Genomic DNA, 19827 nt, shown 5'->3' with positions numbered 1-19827 from the left:
AATACAAAAATAAAACAATAACTCCCTATAAATAAAAGTTTTTCATACCTTTGCAGTCCCGATAAAAATCGGGGAAAAGGAGAAATATGAATTAATGGCAAAAAAACAAGAAGCAGAAAAGGAACTGGCAGCTAAAACAGCTGAACTTCAAGACACTGAGGAGACCTTGGTGAAAGAAAAGGAGGACATCGAATCGGAAGCCGACTCGAAATTCATTGACGAAATCAAATCGACAGCCTGGGAAACTCCCGATGACGATTTTGATTGGGACAAGGACGAAAAAGGTTTTGGCAACTACAGCGACGAAGAACGTGCTAAGTTGGAAGAACAGTATGCAGGAACCTTCAATTCAATTAACCGGGGCGAAATCGTATCGGGCATCGTTGTATCCATCAACAACAAGGATGTGGTGCTCAATATCGGCTTCAAATCCGATGGCTTGGTATCCCTTTCTGAATTCCGTGACACTCCCGACCTGAAGGTTGGTGACGCGATCGACGTTTTCGTCGAATCACAGGAAGATGCTAACGGCCAGTTGGTACTTTCACGCAAACGTGCGAAAACACAGAAATCGTGGGAAGAAATCAACGAAGCGCTGGAAAACGACACCATCATCGACGGTTTCGTGAAGAGCCGCACCAAAGGCGGTCTCATCGTAGACATCAAGGGTGTTGAAGCGTTCTTACCCGGTTCGCAAATCGACATTAAACCCATACGTGATTACGACATCTACGTGGGCAAAACCATGGAATTCAAGGTGGTCAAAATCAACCACGAATTCAAAAACGTTGTCGTGTCTCACAAAGTACTCATCGAGGACGACTTGGAAAACCAAAAAACCGAGATTGTTTCCAAGCTCGAAAAGGGACAGGTATTGGAAGGTACGGTCAAAAACATTACGGATTTCGGTGTATTCATCGATCTCGGCGGTGTGGACGGCCTGTTGCACATTACCGACATCTCTTGGGGTCGTATCGAACACCCACGGGAAGTGTTGCAGCTTGACGAAACCGTCAACGTGGTCGTACTCGATTTCGACGACGAGAAAAAACGGATTGCCCTCGGCTTGAAACAACTTACCGAGCACCCTTGGGAATCGTTGGATACCGCGTTTGAAGTAGGATCCAAAGTGAAAGGTAGAATCGTAACCGTTGCAGATTACGGTGCATTCCTCGAAATCACCCCGGGTGTGGAAGGACTTATCCACGTATCGGAAATGTCGTGGTCACAGAATCTCCGCAGTCCGCAAGAGTTCCTCAAAGTAGGCGACGAAGTGGAAGCACAAATCCTCACACTCGACCGCGAGGACCGCAAGATGAGCCTTGGCATTAAGCAATTGACCCCAGATCCATGGAAAGATATTGCTGAGCGCTACCCTATCGGTTCGAAACAAAAAGCCGTGGTGAAAAACATGACTAACTTCGGCGTGTTTGTTGAACTCGAAGAAGGTATCGACGGATTGATCCATATCTCTGACCTTTCATGGTCAAAGAAAATCAACCATCCCAACGAATTCACCAAAGTTGGTGAAGAATTGGAAGTTGTGGTACTCGAACTCGACGAAGAGAACCGCAAGCTGAGCCTCGGCCACAAACAGTTGGAAGAAAATCCATGGGATACATTTGAAACCATTTTCACCCTCGATTCCATCCACGAAGGAACCGTAATCAAGGTGGGCGAAAAGGGTAACATCGTAGCCCTGCCTTATGGTGTGGAAGGGTTCTCTCCCGCCAAGCACAGCATCAAAGAAGATGGAAACCCATTGAAGCTTGACGAAGTTGCTGATTTCAAAATCATCGAATTCAACAAAGACAACAAGCGTGTGGTGATTTCACATTCCCGTATCTGGGAAGACCAACGTGCAGAAGCACGGATGGAAGACTTCAATAATCGGAAGAAAGAAGCAAAAGCCGCTTCATCTGCCGTGAAGAAAGTGAAGGAATCCGTAGAGAAATCCACACTGGGCGACCTCGATGTGCTTGCGCAGCTGAAACAACAGTTGGAAGGCGAAGAGAGTGCCAACAAGTCAAAAAAATAACGGCATAAGCCGTTGTTGACGCATAGCTTAACGCTCCCTGAAAAATTATTTCAGGGAGCGTTTTTTATTGCGTATAAAAAGTGTTTTTCTTGTGGAGGGCGAAAGGATGGACACGCAGCTTCGCTTCAAAGAACCATTTGAATCGGAAGCATCATGCTACCTGCTTACCGAAGCGCAAGGTGAAACCAAACCGTTGTGAAATGGGGAATTTCGGGAAAGTCACCGTACCCGCTCAATCTGATGTCACTCTTCTTCGATATGGGCGATAGTTTCGAGGAAGGTTTGCAGGGACTGAAAACCATCCTCGAAAGCCAGTAAGATTGAAGTGTTAAACCGATGCGATAATATGGTTCAGTGTTTCACTTGGCCGCATGGCGGCTTCCGCTTTCACTTTATCGGGCCAATAGTATCCATCGATATCCTGCGGCTTACCTTGCGCGCCGATTAATTCATCATTGATTTTAGCTTCGTTGGCACGTAGCTTACCCGCTACTGGCGTAAACAATGCGCCCAATTCGCTATCTTTGGACTGAGTGGACAGTGCCTCGGCCCAATAAAGCGCCAGGTAAAAATGCGAGCCCCTGTTATCGATTTGACCAACCTTCCGAGCCGGTGATTTATCGGTTTCCAAAAACTTCTCGGTGGCCGCGTCTAACGCTTCTGCTAATACGAGCGCCTTGGCATTGCCCTGGGTTTGGCTTACGTGCTCTAAGGAAACGGCTAACGCGAGAAACTCACCTAATGAATCCCAACGCAGGTACCCTTCATTCACGAACTGGTCCACATGCTTAGGTGCGGATCCACCGGCTCCCGTTTCAAAAAGCCCGCCGCCGTTCATCAATGGAACAATGGAAAGCATCTTCGCCGAGGTACCGAGCTCCAAAATAGGAAACAGATCGGTGAGGTAGTCCCGAAGTACGTTACCCGTTACCGAAATCGTATCCTCGCCCCTGCGGATGCGCGCCAACGAGAACTTTGTCGCTTCTACTGGATTCAGGATACGGATGTCGAGGCCCGACGTATCGTGCTCGGCAAGATAGGTATTAACTTTTTCAATGAGTTGACGGTCGTGGGCGCGATTCTCGTCCAGCCAAAAGACCGCAGGCGTATCGGAAAGGCGTGCGCGGTTAACGGCCAATTTCACCCAATCTCGAATCGGTGCATCCTTAGTCTGGCACATCCGGAAAATATCCCCCGCGTCTACCTCTTGCGCCATCAACACATTCTCATCACCGTCCACCACCTGGATCGTTCCTTTTGAAGTCGCCTGGAAGGTTTTATCATGCGAGCCATATTCTTCGGCCTTCTGGGCCATGAGCCCCACATTAGGTACCGAGCCCATCGTAGCCGGGTCAAACGCCCCATGCTGTTTACAGTCGGCAATCGTAGCCGCATATACCCCCGCGTACGAACGGTCGGGTATCAGTGCCAGTGTATCGCGAACGTCGCCGTTCTTATCCCACATCTGACCGGAATTACGGATCATGGCTGGCATGGAGGCATCAACAATGACGTCTGACGGGACATGCAGGTTAGTGATTCCTTTGTCGGAATTGACCATGGCCAAGTCTGGACCGTGATCGATAGCCCCAGCGATGGCTGCCTTTATCTCATCCTCCTGGGGATGCCCGGCAATTTTCGCATATACATCGCCCAGACCGTTACGGGTATCCACCCCGAGTTCTTTGAAAAGACCTGCATATTTATTAAATATTTCCTCGAAATAGACCTCAACAAGAGCACCGAAGATAATCGGATCGGAAACCTTCATCATGGTTGCCTTCAAGTGGGCCGACAACAGCACACCGGTTTCTTTGGCTGTATTGATCTGCTCCGCCACGAATTTCTTCAGTGCGGAAATACCCATATGCGATGAGTCGATCACTTCGCCTGCCTGTAATGGGGCCGGCGCTTTCAACTCCGTGTTAGTGCCGCCTTCGTCCACGAATTCAATCTTGAACGTGGTTGCCTGTGGTACGGTTACCGACTTTTCATTCCCGTAAAAATCGTCGGATGGCATCGAGGCCACCTCGGTTTTAGAATCTGCTGCCCATGCCCCCATGGAGTGCGGATGCTGCTTGGCGTAATTTTTAACGGCACGTGGTGCCCGGCGGTCAGAATTACCTTCCCGCAGTACCGGGTTTACGGCAGACCCCAGCACTTTGGCATAGCGGGCTTTGATGGCTTTCTCTTCGTCATTCTTCGGCTCCTCGGGATAATTGGGTACCGCGTATCCCTTGCGCCGCAATTCGGCGATGGCGGCTTTCAGCTGCGGGATGGATGCTGAGATATTGGGTAATTTGATGATGTTGGCCTCTGGTGTAGTGGCTAGCTGGCCTAGCTCGGCCAACGCGTCAGCCGCCTTTTGGTCAGCCGTAAGTTGCTCCGGAAAACTCGCAATAATCCGTCCAGCCAATGAAATATCTTTTTCTTCGACCGATATACCGGCCGGACTTGTGAATGCTTTAACAATCGGTAAAAAAGAAAAGGTAGCCAATGCGGGCGCCTCATCTGTTCTAGTATAAGAAATGGTGGTGTTTTTTGACATAATCTGAATGAATTTCAGTCGCGAAAGTAGCTAAAAATACGCTATTTTGCAAGTTCCTCATGGACGATCGATGGACACCAATCCCTATTGGGGTGTCATGCTCCGAAAAGCCGCCTATCGAAAGGGAATTTCACAAGCGAATCGACTTTTATTCGGGAAAAGTCCGGATGCTTCGGGTTAATCAGGTAATTAAAGTCGCCGTATGTAACTACGGATGGAATTTTCAATACAGCACATTTGGCATTCGCCACGAACGCATCCCCGATCTGTTGCGTCAAAAGAGGATGTGGGAATGTATTCCAGTTATTGGGTAGGTCACTTACGGAAAGACTAGTTATTTGCACGTCATCCGGAATCCATATTGACATCATCAGGTAATCAGAAGGCAACGATGCCAGCGTAAGATGAACTGCTACCTCCGCCATCGCCAACGACCGGTTACCCGCGGTGTAAATCAGTTCTACTCCGACGGAATTCCATCGTGCCCCGCGCAACGCAGCGCCCTTTCCGGATAAAGGGGAAGCGAACTGCTCACGAACCAGCCTGAAGACAACCATACTATACAAAAATACCGTGGTTGATATGCGTAAGCTCTTTCAAGACGAGTTCCTTGCCATACGAATCTTTTAAGAGCTCCATAGGCTTTTTGTTGCCGAGTGCATAGTTGGCGGTATGAAGCCACTGCTTGAATAGCTCGGCATCGCCGAACATTTCTAACCCCTCTCGGGTTACCTCTGCCAGTTCCATGATTTTCTCGGAATGCAATGTCTTGAAGTAGCGGTTCTCCATTTTATAACGGGTGAGTGTCTTCGTAGACAATTCAAGGAAAACAGCCCATTCGTTTTCGGTAAAAGGTGTGATACGCTGTATCATTTCAAAAAAACGATAGGATATACCGCTTTGCACCACCGTGGTCATCATCAACCGATCTGTAAAAAGGCCATTAAAAGTTAAGGAACCGAGGCCTAATGTAAGATAGCCATCGGTATCAAACTCTTTGAGGATACTTCTAATTTCATGGTCCAATTGCTTTTCGTATGCCATTCTGCTTCTCCTTTCAGGAAATGTGTCCACGAATTTAAGACTTTTTTCTTGGTTTCACAAATCATTTTAAATAGTATTTATCGCCATTCACTTTTAGCCGCCCCTCGTCCAGTCGTTTACGGATAAATACTAAACGGCTTGCTTCGTCGCCCGCTTGGAGCCCCAACACCAGCTGGTCGATGTCCAGGGGCCCATCCGAAAGCAACTCGGCCAACTCCGCCATAAGGCGCTCCTCCACGTTCTCTACTTTATTCCGCACCAGGCAACGATCACAGATACCACAGGGCGTGGAGTTGTCTTCATCAAAATACGCCAGGAGTTGCCTGCTCCGGCAATCCGTGCTCTCGAGGTAGGCGAAAACGGCGTCCAACTGGCCTTGCTTGACCGTTTTCCGCGCACGGATATATTGGCTATCGATATGCAATCGCTTATTATCGATCCGAGGTCGCAAAAACTGCAATTTCGGACTATCGGTTTGGGGAAGGTAAGAAAGGATTTCCATCTGCTGAAGATGCCCGAGCATATCGACAATTGCGGCACGTTGCGTTCCTAGCCGCTTCGCTAATTCGTACTCACGGATGTGAACAAAATCATCAAAAGCACCGCCATGGCTGCGAAGGATAGTTTTTATCAGTCCATCGTAGGCAACATTTCCCACTTGGAATTTATACAGGTACTGTTGGTCCGCCTCGAACTTCACCCGCGAAGGGATGTACACCGATTCGGTCACATTGATCCATCCGTCGCGCTCGATGAACTTCAAGGCATTGAGCGTCATCACTACATCCAGTTTATAACGACTGCAAAAATCGCCTATATCAAAATCCAGTGTTACCCCCTCTCCCGCCCCATAGGCTAATTGATAATAGTTGCCTAAGTACTGATAAACCTGCTTGATGTAGTCGACAGACGGAAAGCTCAGTGTATGGTTTTTCAACAACTGGTTACGGTCACTTTGATGGTAAAGCAGCACCGCATAGGCTTTTTTACCATCGCGTCCGGCCCGGCCGGCTTCCTGGTAGTAAGCTTCGAGTGAATCGGGAATATCGAGGTGGATGACAAATCGCACATCCGGTTTATCTATGCCCATCCCAAAAGCATTGGTCGCAACAATCACCCTGATGTTGCCGGCCTTCCAGGCTCCCTGCTTGCGGGTCCGTTCGGGTGTATCCAAACCAGCATGGTAGAAGTCCGCCGAAATGCCCTCGTTCAGCAAGATACGTGCTGTTTCCTGCGTCTCCCGCCGGTTACGCACATATACGATGCCGCTCCCCTGCAACTTGCGGATGATACGCAGCATACGTCCCTGCTTATCTTCTTCATCAAAAGCCATGTAGGCCAGGTTTTCGCGCACAAAACTCTTGCGCAGCACCCGGTTTTCAGCAAATCGCAGCTGTGTTTGGATATCGTCAACCACCCGTGCCGTGGCCGTGGCGGTGAGCGCAAGAAAAGGCACGCCGGGTTGCAACGATCGTAACGCAGCAATATGAAGGTAAGATGGCCGGAAATCATAGCCCCACTGGGAGATACAATGGGCTTCGTCTACGGTAAGGAGGTTGACCGTCATGTGGCGTATGCGTTCTTGCACCAAATCGCTACCTAGCCGTTCAGGTGAGAGATAAAGAAACTTGATAGGACCATAAATGCAATTATCAAGGGCGATATCCACCTCGCGCTTAGTCATGCCCGAGAAAATGGCTACAGCTTTAATCCCTTTGGCTTGCAGGTTTTCGACTTGGTCTTTCATCAACGCGATGAGCGGAGTTACCACGATACATATACCATCCATCATCAACGCAGGCACCTGGAAGCATACCGACTTGCCTCCCCCGGTAGGCATCAGCGCAAGCGTATCCCGTCCAGCCAGCACCGACTGGATGACTTCTTCCTGCAGCGGCCGAAACGACTCGTGCTTCCAGTATTTTCGAAGGATGTCTACACTGTTCATGGCACTCGGGATTCCAATGGCCAAACATACGCAAAATTGTCTTTCAACACATAAACCGGCAGTGCTACTGCGTTGGCTTCCGCTTTCCATCGGTCGATGGTCGAATGGTAATTAGACCCATCCAGCAGCAGTTGTTTGCAATCAACGGCTTCCAGCAATGTTGCCAACGACCCCTCCGGATTGTTACGTAAAATAACGACATCGACCTCCATATGCCCCCCGTAGGTGTTGGTTCCATCGTACACCATGAACCGGGTATCCCCAAATTGCAAAACATCTCCTTTCGCATACACCTGCTGATCACGGTAACTGCTATCTCGTACCATAAAATGGATATCGTCTACGGATGCATGGGCCTCCAGAGCCGGCAAAACGGAGTAACCTATCGAACGGTCATCAATGGACGAAAGATTGGTATACAGCCAGGCTTCTCCCCGATCAACAAGGCCAATGGCCAAGTTCCGGCGCACATTGAATACGATGACTTGTGGACCGGTATTACTTAATGCAGCGAAAAATGAGGTGCATACCAAAAAGGCGACGCATACCAATGCACCATACACCCACTGCTTACGCCGCACCATAATTGCCATTGCCACCACCGTAATCAGCATGTAAACCAAAAGAGACTCCCACCAGGTTGTCCAGATGCCACGAATGCTGGCCATCGGCCATTGCTCAATCCACCCTAATGTGGTATTGGTTGCCAAAATAAGCTTTTCTAACACGGCTCCAGTCCACCGTGCCAAATTGCCTGCCGGCAGAATTAACAACGCGAATCCGACATACATAATGGCGCTGGTTGGTAATACAACAAACAAGTTGGCGGGAAGGAAATACAGCGGAAATTGATGGAAGTAGTAAGCCGCCAGCGGCCCTGCTCCGGCCTGAGCTCCGATCGACATCCCGATATAGTCGGTAACGGGCCTCACCAACCGATTGCTGGTGGGAAAAAAGGCTCGCATAACGGGATGGAGGTAAACAATACCCAACACAGCCAAATAGGAAAGTTGAAACCCGATATCGACGATGAATTTTGGTTCATATAACAGAAGGAAAAACGCGGAGGCTGCAATGCTGTTGTAAATCCGGTTCTGCTGCCCAAATATCGTGGCGGCCATCACAAAGCTCACCATAATGGATGCCCGCAATACCGGTGGTGAAAACCCCGTCAACAAGGCGTATCCCCATACCGCAAGCAACAGGATCATAAACTTAGCAACCCGCAATCCCTTGCTTCGGTCCATCCACCACAGTAATTTAGCCAGCAACCAGAACACGAGAACCACGTGCATGCCCGACACACTTAGTACATGAATGGTGCCCGTATTGGAAAAAGCCTGCACCAACCGATCGCTCATCTCCGCGCGGTAGCCTAAAATCAAGGCGGAAGCCACGGAATAAGCATCACGATCGGGGATGTACTCAGCAAACTTCGCCACCATCCGCTGGCGTATGGCCAACGCATAGGTAATAAATGGGCTCCCCTTTCCGCCACCCAACTTCTTCAATTCGTGGGATCCCAGGTAGTCTTGATGCCAGATATTCTTACCGGCAAGGTAACTCCGATAATCCAGTTCACCAGGATTGTATGGCGGCGCTACCGTTTCATAGCCCGATGGGATCAAGAGTTCGTCGCCGTAACTCAATTGTTCTGGAACCAAACTATCACTTACCCGGACAGTGAGCATCAGCGTACCCGTAACGTTTTGAGCCCCGGTATCTCCGTATGCATGTGTGATAGCAAGGGGGAACCGGATATGGTTTCCTCGTAAAACGGGTTCGTCGGCCACTAAGCCCACCAAGGCCTTGGATTCGACACGACTGAAATGTGTCCGGTTAATCGCCGGATCCGTTTGCCAAGTCAACAGACAGCCTATTATACTCCATGCGAGAAGAACGAGCACGCCCAAGGTATTATAATAACGGTGTTGGCGCAACCGCGTAATACACCGGATGGTTATAAAAACACTTACGACAATTACCAGCGCACCCCAAGCGGCAAGATAGAGTGGCCAGGTCGGCACCATGGCGCACCCTATTCCGATGCCAACTGTCAGCGCAATTAAGAAACGTACGAAAGGTGCATGGCCACCATGGTGAATCTGTCCATTATATGCGTCCGATTCCGCTAAAATTGCCATCTCAACTGCACTTTTATATCCGACCGCCGATTACCGGCAATAACATCCAAACCGCTGCCTACCTCATCGAGATCCCGATAAATAAATGAGGCATACCTCATCCAAAGATCTATATTCCGACCGATACGGTATCGTGCGTTCACATAGGCTCGGATGCCATTGTTATGGTATACGGGAAACGAATACCCGTATAACACGTCATTCTCATAAGCGTACATACGTGCATTATAACTCGGAATACCGAATACAGCCAGCCGCATATTGCCGCTCAACTTACCATTAAGAGGTTTGTAAATAACATCATGATAGGCCATGAGCCCCAATTCTGCTTTCGCTGCCTCCTTTCGGTAATGAGAAAGCTCAAAGCGATTGCGCATCGTCCAGCGGGAACTCAGTTTATACTGTCCGCTCAAGCGTACTTGTTGGCGCTGCACATCCGCAACGAACCGATGGGGTTGCTCCATAGCAGCATTCTCTTGGCGCTGCCGATACCGATAGCGCACGGATACATGTGCCTTCTTATACCAAGTATAGGTAAATTGCGTAAGTAAATCTACGCCACGCGACGGTACATCCACGCGGTAGCGCAACCAAGGGAAGCGGAAAAAATCAGCATACACCGTCCATTCCACTTTCCGGCTCGGATGATACACCAAACCGGTATAAAAACCGCGCTCGTTGGACACGCCGCTGCCGGCCGCGAGTCCCTGGCTAAAAAACGAATGGTAATTGCGCTGGTAGTTGCGGTAATGCAAGGCCAAAGACAGATGGTGGTGCAACGTGGCAATCAGCCCTTGCATAACTGCAAAACCACCACCATAATTATGTGCGGCCTCACCGAAAAGGTAAACTCCCCGCCACGAATGGCTGTAATAGAAGCTGCTGTTCCAAAGGGCGTCGCCGCTAAACGCATATCGGTTACGAAGCAGTGGCTGCGGTTCGATTGGCAGATCGAACCGGGTGTAGTAGGTTAATAACCCTGCGCGGAACCGTCTGTGCTGATACAATACGTTGGCCCCCGACACCCACTGCTGAACAGCATCGCGGTTAGCAACCTCGGTACGGGTACGGTGCAAACCGGTTTGACCCAGGGTGCCCACCGTCGTTCGGCCATCATCAGCCTGCGAAAGGGATCCGTCAAAACCACGCCTCGAAAAAAAAGGCGTAACTGCTAACTTTCCGAGCGACACCGTAGCCGCCCCACCCCGTAAAAACAACACCTCATTGGATGACGTATATGGCCGTAATCCTGTAGCTTGTTTGGCGATGCCCTGCACCATGGCACCCTTACCAAACCCAAGGCCATTCCACATCGCCAAGCCTTGCCCGAATTGAAGCGCATAATCGCCCACCACAACATCCCTCAACCTGCCTTGATTTCGTAAATGAACACTCCCGGAGTAAAAGTCAAAACCACGCTGCTGGGCGCCACTGAAAAACGACTCGCCCGCATCTTTCTTCATATTCAACGCCACCCGCAGGTCGTTGCCATAACGGTAACGATACCGCACGAACACCTGATCCGGGCTACCGAGATATCGTGAACGACTGGTATCCGTAATCGCGTAGCCCTTTCGTTGCTGTACCGTCCGGCCATACCGTACCATCAAATCGTGCGTCCCGGCCTTCAGTAATTCGCTCACACCGACACCAGACAATGCAGAGGTTTCTCTCACCGTTACATAAGGCAATAGCGAACGGAGCAATTCGATATTCAATCCATCAATCGCCTGCAGCTCTTCGATAGCAACAAATGCTCCCGAACGGCTGCGGTGTTCCAATAAATTATCAATGAATAATTGGGGCACAAATTGGAGTTCCCTTAATTCGCTGCCATCGGTACGGTTTAAGTCGATAGGATGTCGCTGGTAGTAATATAAACGGTCAGCGAGGTCCGACAAGTCGAAATTTTCGTCAAGGTCTTCCATGGCCAATTCAGTGAGCTGCTCGATTAACCGGTCTACGTTGTTTTGCCCGTAAGCATAATCCGAGGACAGCAAAACCACCAAGACGAGGCATAGACTAAAACGCATACCCAACACCGATTTGTGGCGACACACCCAAATGTGGGTGGAACGTCGCAGCTACATCAAACATAAAGTGCTGCCAACGGAAACCGAAACCGGCGTGTTGCTGCATGGGGTTAACGGACAACCCGCCACGTAAACACAAAATATCGCCAATCCAATACGCAATCCCCAAGTGGCCACTTAACCGATTCTCAAACCGATAGGCCAAGTCAACGGCTAGCGTAACCATTGCCAGCGGGTAACTGAACCCGATCTTCACGAAGGATGGGATGGTACCGTAAACCGCTGCGCCATACCCGGCATTGCCAATATTCGTGTACTGGGCACCAATCGTACTTCCCTGTTCGAAATGGTATTGAATACCCATATCGACAGCAAATGAGTTAACACTCAAATAATTTGGGATATATAGTTGATGGTAACTGGCCGTCATTCCCGCCGATAGATGCGGACCAAATCGGCGTGCAAAGGCGAACCCCGCTTTGGTGTCATGGTATGCACCCTCCATTCCGTATCGACGCACCACCAAACCCCAGGTACCCAGCCTTGTGGGAACACCGAATACGGCCGCTTGGGTGGTGATATCGGTCGCGAAAAAATGATGTTGGTAGCCAACGTTCAAGGCCATGTACTCGAGTCCCGCCAAACCTGCCGGATTCGCTGTTATGCTGTATATCCCCTCAAGGGCTGTGCTCGCTTGGCCCATGGCTTGCTGGCTTGGACCGACATAGGTTTGGGCGAAGCTTTCATAGGAGATCAGGAGGAGTAATATGCACCTTCCAAGCATGGAGGTGAAGATACTATGAAAAATTGATAATTGGAAACAAATGATTAACAACTAGTTCCCAATTATCAATTCAACAAAAAATTAAACCTGGTAATATTGTTCCCACCCCTTACGCGGTGGCGGACCAACCAACAACTCGTTGGCTAGGCTATTGTTCGTTATCTGCTTCTTCTTCCGGTCAAACTCCAATTTCGTATGGAGTTTCTGAGACATGACACCCAGCGAGAACACTTGGCTCAAAGGTGCTGAGATCTCAAACCGCGACCGCGTCTTTTCCTCACCTTTGCATGCCTTCAGGAAATTGGCAAAGTGGTTGGACGGGCTCACCGGCACTTCCGGCAGGCGCGATGCCATATCCAGCGCTTTCTCTTCGGGTATGATGGAAAGTGTGCTACCGTGGGAACCTCCCTTAAATGTGAGCTCCTTGCTGTAAATGATCTTACCCGGATTCAACTTCACGGGCTCAATATCGCCCGTGCTTGGCGGCGGGATATTGGGGTCCAACCCCGATACGCCGTACCCTTCAGGGATAGGCGGCAGGTTGTCGAGCCCGTCGTACCAGGTAATATCGAGCGCCGGCATCCGCTTGCGTTTGGGGAACCGGAACACGATGGTGGATGACATCGGGAAGAAAAAGTCGTTATGGCCGGTAGCTTTCGTGCATTCCACCTCGTAAGGCAAGCCGAGATCCAGGAACTCATGGGCAGTATCCATGATGTGCGCACCCCAATCGCCCAACGCCCCCATACCGAAATCATACCAGCAGCGCCACTGCCCATTGATGTAATCGTGGTTATAGTCGTGCTGCTTCGCAATGGCCGAGTGCCAAAGATCCCAGTCTATCGAATCGGGGATCTGTTCTGCTGGCGGAAACGATTTGATATTCGGATCCCACCCATGCCAGCGGCGCGGTGAGTTCATATGAGCGGTCATGGCTGTCACATCTTTGATGATCCCAGCATCCACCCATGCCTTGAATTGGAAATAGTTCGCTTCCGAATGACCCTGGTTTCCCATCTGGGTAACCACCTTGTTGTATTTGCGTGCCGCCTGCATCAGCAACTCACACTCCTGGAATGTGCGGGCAAGGGGTTTCTCGACATATACGTGTTTGCCCAACCCCATGGCGTGCATGGTGATCGGAAAGTGCGAATGGTCAGGCACTCCGATGGATACGGCATCGATTTCATTGCCCATTTTATCGAACATCTGACGGAAATCCTGAAAACGCGGTACATCGGGGAATTTCTCCAGTATCTTCACGGTATGCGGCGCGCCCATATCTACGTCGCACAATGCAACGATATTTGCCAACCCTGTCGCGTATAAATCGCCGATGATCTGTGCGCCCCGATTACCAATACCGATGCACGCCAAGTTGACGCGTTCGTTAGGAGTAGCCAACTTGGGCTTTGCCGTCAGTAAGCTAGGCGCAACAGTAGCCGCCGCAGACGCTAGCATTGCCTGTTTGAGGAATGCCCTCCTCGAATATTCATATTTATTCATTTATACTGATTTATTGATGGAACTAATTAATTACAACGTTTTTCCACTAGGAAGAAGCATCCGATACCCCTTTGAAATAACCGACGCTTTCTGCTAATCCTGCCAGTGGGTCTTTCATGTCTTTCTCGAACTCCAGACTGCATTTCCCTTCATACCGCACTTTACGTAAAGCGTTGATGAATGCCGGGATGTCGATCACCCCCCTCCCCAACTCACAGGTCTTTCCGTCTTTGTTCGCCGCCGTTACATTCTTGAAATGGATATCGAATATACGCTTATGGTATCGTTTGACATCGCGGATGGGGTCCTGGCCATCGCGCATGTTATGCCCCATGTCGAAACATAATCCCATTCGGGGATCCAAATCTTTCACCAGTTCAAAGACACTCGTAGCATTGGGATACAATTTATCCTCCGGTCCGTGATTATGAATGGCATACCGAATATCATATTCGGCGGTCTTCCCGGAAATATACGCTAAATCTTCTTTTTTTGGAATACCGACCATTAATTTCACACCTACCCGTTTGGCATACTCGAACGCATTATCGATCTCGCTTTTGGTTTTAGTCATGTATAGTGGCCCCACGGCGTAACCCGTTACACCAGATGCCGCGAGCTTTTCATGAAAGGCGGCTATTTCAGCACCTGTACTAGCCAAAGGAAGGTGAAAATCTTTGATACATAGGAAATTTACATCCATACGCTTCATCATCGCCAACGACGCGTCTATATCAAAATGTGCAAAACTGTAGCCAGCAATTCCGAGTGCAAACCCATCCGCTGCAATGGCACCGGAAGTGCTGCCGGAAGACGCCTGTACAGCGGACGTACCCATCACCGTGGCCGCAGACACGCCTAAAAGGCCTTTTTGAATAAATGTTCTTCTTGTTTCCATTATCTTCTTGTTTCCATTAATTTAAATAGTAAATCTTATGATGTTCATTCCGTATCGTTCCCGTACCCTCTTACTCCAGCTTTTTAGTTATATTAGCCCGATGGACCACAAGCGCGCTACATTAAAAGATATTGCATCGGCATTGAATCTTTCGCCATCGACCGTGTCTAAAGCGTTGCGGGACCATCCTAACATCGGGATAACCACCAAAGAGCGCGTCAAAAAGCTTGCAAAGCAACTGCACTTCGTTCCAAACCAGAGCGCTATCCGTTTCAAGCAGCAGAAATCATTTACGCTTGGTATCCTCATACCAAGCATGCTCGACCATTTTTACGTGGCTGCCGTGGAAGGATTCGAAAAATTTGCATACGACCATGGCTATAATGTGCTTATTGGCCAAAGCCATGAGAGCATCCAGCGAGAGAAGGAGCTTCTCATCACCATGCAAAGCAACCGGGTAGATGGTTTGATCATCGCTATATCACGCGAGACCGTAGACACCACCCATATCAATGAATTCGTGAACTCGGGTACACCAATCGTGTATTTCATGCGTAAGCCCATCAACGAAGAGCACCATTGCGTATGCAGTGATGTATATACCGGTGCTATCGATGCAATAGCGTACTTTGCATCGCGCGGTCACCGACGAATTGGTTTCATCAACGCTTCCTCATATTGGACCACCAGTCGGGATCGTTTTCTAGGGTATCGCGATGGCCTGATTCAGCACCAAATCCCTTTTGATAAATCGCTCGTACAGGAAAGTGATTTTACCCAAGCAAATAACGTGCTCGCTACGCGCCGCTTAATGCAGCTTGACAAGCCTCCCACAGCAATCCTCGCTTTCAAAGATCAGGTGTTGCTCGACGCGCTGAGCTGCCTGCGGCAGGATTTCGCGACGAAGGCCGACTCCATCGAATTGATTGGTTACGGCGCCAATCCCGTTATCCAATACCTCGAACGCCCCCCCCTAGCTTCACTCAAAGAACAACCTTATGAAATCGGACAAAAAGCCGGTTCATTATTACTGGATCTGGTTAATCACCCACAAGCGGCATATCAGCCCCAACTTGTCAAAACATCTTGTGAATTACAGGTCTTCTCCAGTCAGAAACAAAGGTAGCGAAAGCCGACTCCAAAATGCCTTAGCGATTATAAAACTTTGACCGACCGATTGGAAAGGCGACAGAAAAGTCGGGTTTTAGGTTTTTCAAACGATGTACTTGGTTTTTTGTTTGCCCGACGAGAAATTACCGAACGATGATTTCGTCAATGAAAACCCATGACGGATTACCCGCTGCCGGATAGCCTTCAGGTATGGGAACATATGGCCTCGCCTCTACCCGTAAGTAACGAATGTTGCGTGCAATTACCGGAATTTCTACCATACGTGTGGGTAATGCAGCAGCAGACAAATCGGGCCGGCTCTCGGTGAGCAATCGGGCATCGGCAGAATCAGCACCTCCCCACAGACGAACGTGTTGCGGTGGATAGATGTGACTGCCGTAATCCTGCTTGATACTGATACCAACCGTGTGGATATCGGTCGCTGTATCGAACGATAAAACGGCCATCATCGGCTCACCATAAAACCCTAGCCATTTTCCGTCGGCGTGGTTCGCCCCGCCGCTTTCAAGGTTATGCAGGGTATACCCTCCCCTGCCGCTGTATCGGGAGTCCGGCGACGTTAACAACGACACCACACTCGGAACACGACCGGAACGATGGAACGTCCGAGCAATTTCCCTGCTACTCATCCATCCTGGTTTGTAACCCTTTACCCGAATAGGGGTGATGTCGGTGATCAAAAATGGCTCCTTATAAACTGGCGCAATCAGGCTGTCGGGTTCGCTTCCGTCGATGGTATAATGCAACACTACGCCCGGTACAGGATGGCTAAGCGTAACCCAAAGGCTGTCACGGAAAAACTTGGTTGAAGGCGCAATGACGGGGTCATTTAAGGGTAACACCGTTTCCCCGTTATCGATGTAGCCCTGTTCAATACGGACATGTGCATATTCCCGCTGAAGTCTTCCAACCGCTGCCGAGTCGACGGCTGTGTTCCACACATAGACCGATCGCAAGGTTGGGGCGGACAACAAGGTGGTTAGGCCTGCTTCGGTTAATGCGGTACTGCTCACACGCAGTGTATGTAACTTGGGCAGGCTGGATAACATATCAGCCCAAGTGTCATCCACCGGTGTACCGTTTAATGTCAGCTCTCGTAAATTGATAAAACTCGCCAAGGTATTACGGTCGCCCGCAACAAGCGGTATACCACTGAGCGTCAACGAAACAACCTGCTGGTCGACCTGTGCCAATGCTTGAAGCGACTCCTCGGTATAGAATGATTTACCAAAGAAGCTGACCGACAACGCTGGCGATGATTGGGCAAGCGGACGCACCAAACGGTATGGGGTATTTAATGATTTGATAACATCGGCATCGGCAGCTGGGAAATCGTATGTATCTTCAGCCACTGGGTAGATCGCCTCCGCTAACCGGCGGATCGTATCGTCGGCGGGCAATGCGGCCAATGCTATATTGAAGTCCGCTCCCGACGCTACCCAAGCATTGATCAATGCCAGCTCATCGGCTGTCAATTGCGGCTTTCCCTTGGGAGGCATCCGGTGCTCATGGTCGAGATCAAGCAACAACCGCTCAATGAGGAGGCTTTCCGTCACCGAACCTTTCACCAACACCGGGCCGCTGTCGCCTCCCTGCATCAAAGAAGTCGTATCGGCCAATACAAGTCCACCTTTCGCTTTGCTACTGCTGTGGCAGTTCAAACATTTGGCCTTCAAGATCGGGTAAACCACATCCGGAAATACAACGGCGGTCGCAACATCCAATGCCGGCTGTCGATTACGGCGTAAAGGCTCAAAAAGATAATTGTCACCATGGGTTAGCGCGGCCCCGAAATGACCAGCAACCATCAAAACGACCAATGAAACAGTCAATCCTGCCCGAAAAAAAACGTGGTAACGGCCAGTAGCACCAATCGTATAGCGATGATACATTAGCAATAGAATTGCCAACAAACATAAAGCCACCCCCATCCATTTATGCCATTGGAAACCGTTGCCGTCATAGCCGCCTTCTTGCGCAAGCACCAAACCCGCCAGCACGGTAACAGCGGCCGTCCAAGCACTGACAAAAAGAAACGCATATACCAGCCGGGTAACGATGTGCCGCGGTAACGAGAACCGATCACCAAAACACGCCAACAGCCATGATAATACCAACAGGACAATTGGAAAATGTAACAACAGGGGGTGTGCACGTCCCAATACCTGTAACGCCGGCGGAACAACGATAACCTGTTCGAACACCAGGAAAAACAAGATAAATATAACGAGGCCAATCAGCAGATTCAGCAACAAAGAATGGACAATCTTCATCTTTTTTATGCCAATATATCCTTTACAACCGTTCCCGCAACGTCTGTAAGCCGGTAGCGCCTGCCCAGATGCCGATAGGTGAGTTGCTCGTGATCCAGACCTAACTGATGGAGTATGGTAGCATGGAAATCGTGCACATGTACCGGATCCTTGATAATATTATACCCGAATTCGTCCGTTTCACCATAAACGATGCCGGGCTTAACGCCGCCGCCCGCCATCCACACGCTAAAACAACGCGGGTGATGATCCCGTCCATAATTGTTGTGGGCTAATGCACCCTGGCAATAGTTTGTCCGTCCAAACTCGCCGCCCCAAATAACCAAGGTCTCGTCAAGCAGCCCCCGCTGCTTCAAGTCGGTAATTAGGGCTGCCGACGCCTGGTCGACATCTTTAGCCTGCATGGCCATCTGGCCGGGCAGGCTATCGTGCTGGTCCCATCCCTGATGGTAAAGCTGCACAAAACGGACACCGTTTTCGGAAAGTTTACGTGCCAACAGGCAATTTGCGGCATAGGTGCCGGGCACTAAACAATCGGGTCCATACAGCTTGATGATATGATCGGGCTCGTTCGAAAGATCGGTCACCTCTGGCACCGATGTCTGCATCCGGTAAGCCATTTCATATTGCTGTACTTTTGCCGTGATTTCGGGATCACCGAATGCATCGAATTGGATACTATTCAGTTCTGCCAGCTTATCGAAAAGCGCCCTACGGCTCATCCGGTCGGTCCCGGCGGGATCACTTAGGTAAAGTACGGGATCTGGACCACCCATAAACTGTACCCCTTGATGAATAGAGTCCAGGAACCCGTTTGTCCATAGCTTAGCATAAACGCCCTGCCCATTGCCTCGCCCCTTGGATACCAGCACGCAAAAAGCCGGCAGATTCTGGTTTTCGCTACCCAGGCCATAACTTAACCAAGCGCCCATGCTGGGCCGATTACCTTGTTGTGCCCCGGTCTGGAAAAACGTTATTGCCGGGTCATGGTTAATGGCATCGGTATGTAGCGACCGGATAATGCACAGGTCATCTACAACGTTGGCCATGTGGGGGAATACGCTGCTCACCCAAGCGCCACTTTTGCCGTATTGTGCAAAGTCATAGTAGGAACCCACCAATGGAAATGTCGCCTGACCTGCGGTCATACCGGTAAGCCGCTGGTCGCCACGCACCGATTCCGGAAGGTCCTGCCCCATCATCTCCCGTAACTTCGGCTTCGGATCGAACGATTCCAATTGGGAAACGCCACCGCTTTGGAACAGGTAAATTACCCGCTTGGCCTTGGGTGCGAAATGTGGGAGCATCGACGCCATCCGGTCGCCCCCCGTACCGCTGCCCGAAAAAAGATCCGGTATCAACAACGACCCCAGTGCAGCACTTCCAATGCCTATGCTTAGACGTGCGAGAAACTGCCGCCTATTCTGGTATAAACTGGCTTGCTCCACTTCCTTCGCAATCATGTTATCTTTCTTCATGC

The 19827-nt window shown here is 50.0% G+C and carries 14 protein-coding genes; 3 read left to right on the top strand and 11 right to left on the bottom strand.

Features of this window, described 5'->3' with window-relative positions; all coding sequences use genetic code 11:
* The first annotated feature begins 94 nt into the window (after positions 1-94).
* On the top strand, positions 95-2038 hold the full coding sequence (gene rpsA / locus U9S71_RS17170) for a 30S ribosomal protein S1 (protein ID WP_326328888.1): 1944 nt from the start codon (positions 95-97) through the stop codon (positions 2036-2038).
* Positions 2039-2233: 195 nt separating this feature from the next.
* A complete protein-coding gene (locus U9S71_RS17165; RefSeq protein ID WP_326328887.1) occupies positions 2234-2356 on the top strand; it encodes an SRPBCC family protein in 123 nt (40 codons plus the stop codon).
* Positions 2357-2366: 10 nt separating this feature from the next.
* Here U9S71_RS17165 and U9S71_RS17160 read toward each other — a convergent pair whose 3' ends face one another.
* From U9S71_RS17160 to U9S71_RS17120, 9 genes are all read right to left on the bottom strand, one after another.
* A complete protein-coding gene (locus U9S71_RS17160; RefSeq protein ID WP_326328886.1) occupies positions 2367-4586 on the bottom strand; it encodes an NADP-dependent isocitrate dehydrogenase in 2220 nt (739 codons plus the stop codon).
* A gap of 95 nt (positions 4587-4681) precedes the next feature.
* A complete protein-coding gene (locus tag U9S71_RS17155) occupies positions 4682-5143 on the bottom strand; it encodes an RES family NAD+ phosphorylase (protein WP_326328884.1) in 462 nt (153 codons plus the stop codon).
* A gap of 1 nt (position 5144) precedes the next feature.
* On the bottom strand, positions 5145-5630 hold the full coding sequence (locus tag U9S71_RS17150; RefSeq protein WP_326328883.1) for an Xre family toxin-antitoxin system antitoxin: 486 nt from the start codon (positions 5628-5630) through the stop codon (positions 5145-5147).
* Positions 5631-5691: 61 nt separating this feature from the next.
* Positions 5692-7578, bottom strand: a complete 1887-nt coding sequence (locus tag U9S71_RS17145) for a RecQ family ATP-dependent DNA helicase (protein WP_326328882.1) — start codon at positions 7576-7578, stop codon at positions 5692-5694.
* On the bottom strand, positions 7575-9722 hold the full coding sequence (locus tag U9S71_RS17140; protein ID WP_326328881.1) for a ComEC/Rec2 family competence protein: 2148 nt from the start codon (positions 9720-9722) through the stop codon (positions 7575-7577). Before U9S71_RS17140 ends, U9S71_RS17145 begins: the two co-directional genes overlap by 4 nt.
* Positions 9710-11755 (bottom strand): ComEA family DNA-binding protein, encoded by a 2046-nt coding sequence (locus U9S71_RS17135; protein WP_326328880.1) that lies wholly within the window; start codon positions 11753-11755, stop codon positions 9710-9712. Before U9S71_RS17135 ends, U9S71_RS17140 begins: the two co-directional genes overlap by 13 nt.
* Complete coding sequence (locus U9S71_RS17130; RefSeq protein ID WP_326328879.1) at positions 11745-12539, bottom strand: PorV/PorQ family protein; 795 nt, start codon at positions 12537-12539, stop codon at positions 11745-11747. Before U9S71_RS17130 ends, U9S71_RS17135 begins: the two co-directional genes overlap by 11 nt.
* Before the next feature lie 81 nt (positions 12540-12620).
* On the bottom strand, positions 12621-14045 hold the full coding sequence (locus U9S71_RS17125; protein WP_326328877.1) for a Gfo/Idh/MocA family oxidoreductase: 1425 nt from the start codon (positions 14043-14045) through the stop codon (positions 12621-12623).
* Positions 14046-14091: 46 nt separating this feature from the next.
* The gene (locus U9S71_RS17120; protein WP_326328876.1) at positions 14092-14943 is read right to left on the bottom strand and encodes a sugar phosphate isomerase/epimerase family protein; all 852 of its coding nucleotides are present in this window, start codon (positions 14941-14943) and stop codon (positions 14092-14094) included.
* A gap of 37 nt (positions 14944-14980) precedes the next feature.
* Between U9S71_RS17120 and U9S71_RS17115 the strand changes: the two genes are divergently transcribed.
* Positions 14981-16069 (top strand): LacI family DNA-binding transcriptional regulator, encoded by a 1089-nt coding sequence (locus U9S71_RS17115; RefSeq protein ID WP_326328875.1) that lies wholly within the window; start codon positions 14981-14983, stop codon positions 16067-16069.
* Positions 16070-16196: 127 nt separating this feature from the next.
* On the opposite strand, the gene U9S71_RS17110 is transcribed toward U9S71_RS17115, so the two are convergent.
* Both U9S71_RS17110 and U9S71_RS17105 read right to left on the bottom strand, forming a co-directional pair.
* Complete coding sequence (locus U9S71_RS17110) at positions 16197-18347, bottom strand: c-type cytochrome domain-containing protein (protein WP_326328873.1); 2151 nt, start codon at positions 18345-18347, stop codon at positions 16197-16199.
* A gap of 5 nt (positions 18348-18352) precedes the next feature.
* Complete coding sequence (locus U9S71_RS17105) at positions 18353-19825, bottom strand: DUF1501 domain-containing protein (protein ID WP_326328872.1); 1473 nt, start codon at positions 19823-19825, stop codon at positions 18353-18355.
* Positions 19826-19827: the final 2 nt, after the last annotated feature.

It is taken from the genome of Parapedobacter flavus, assembly GCF_035818675.1.
Taxonomy (GTDB): Bacteria; Bacteroidota; Bacteroidia; order Sphingobacteriales; family Sphingobacteriaceae; genus Parapedobacter; species Parapedobacter flavus.
The sequence above is the reverse complement of the archived record's forward strand: the minus strand, read 5'-3'. Positions and strand labels throughout refer to the sequence as shown.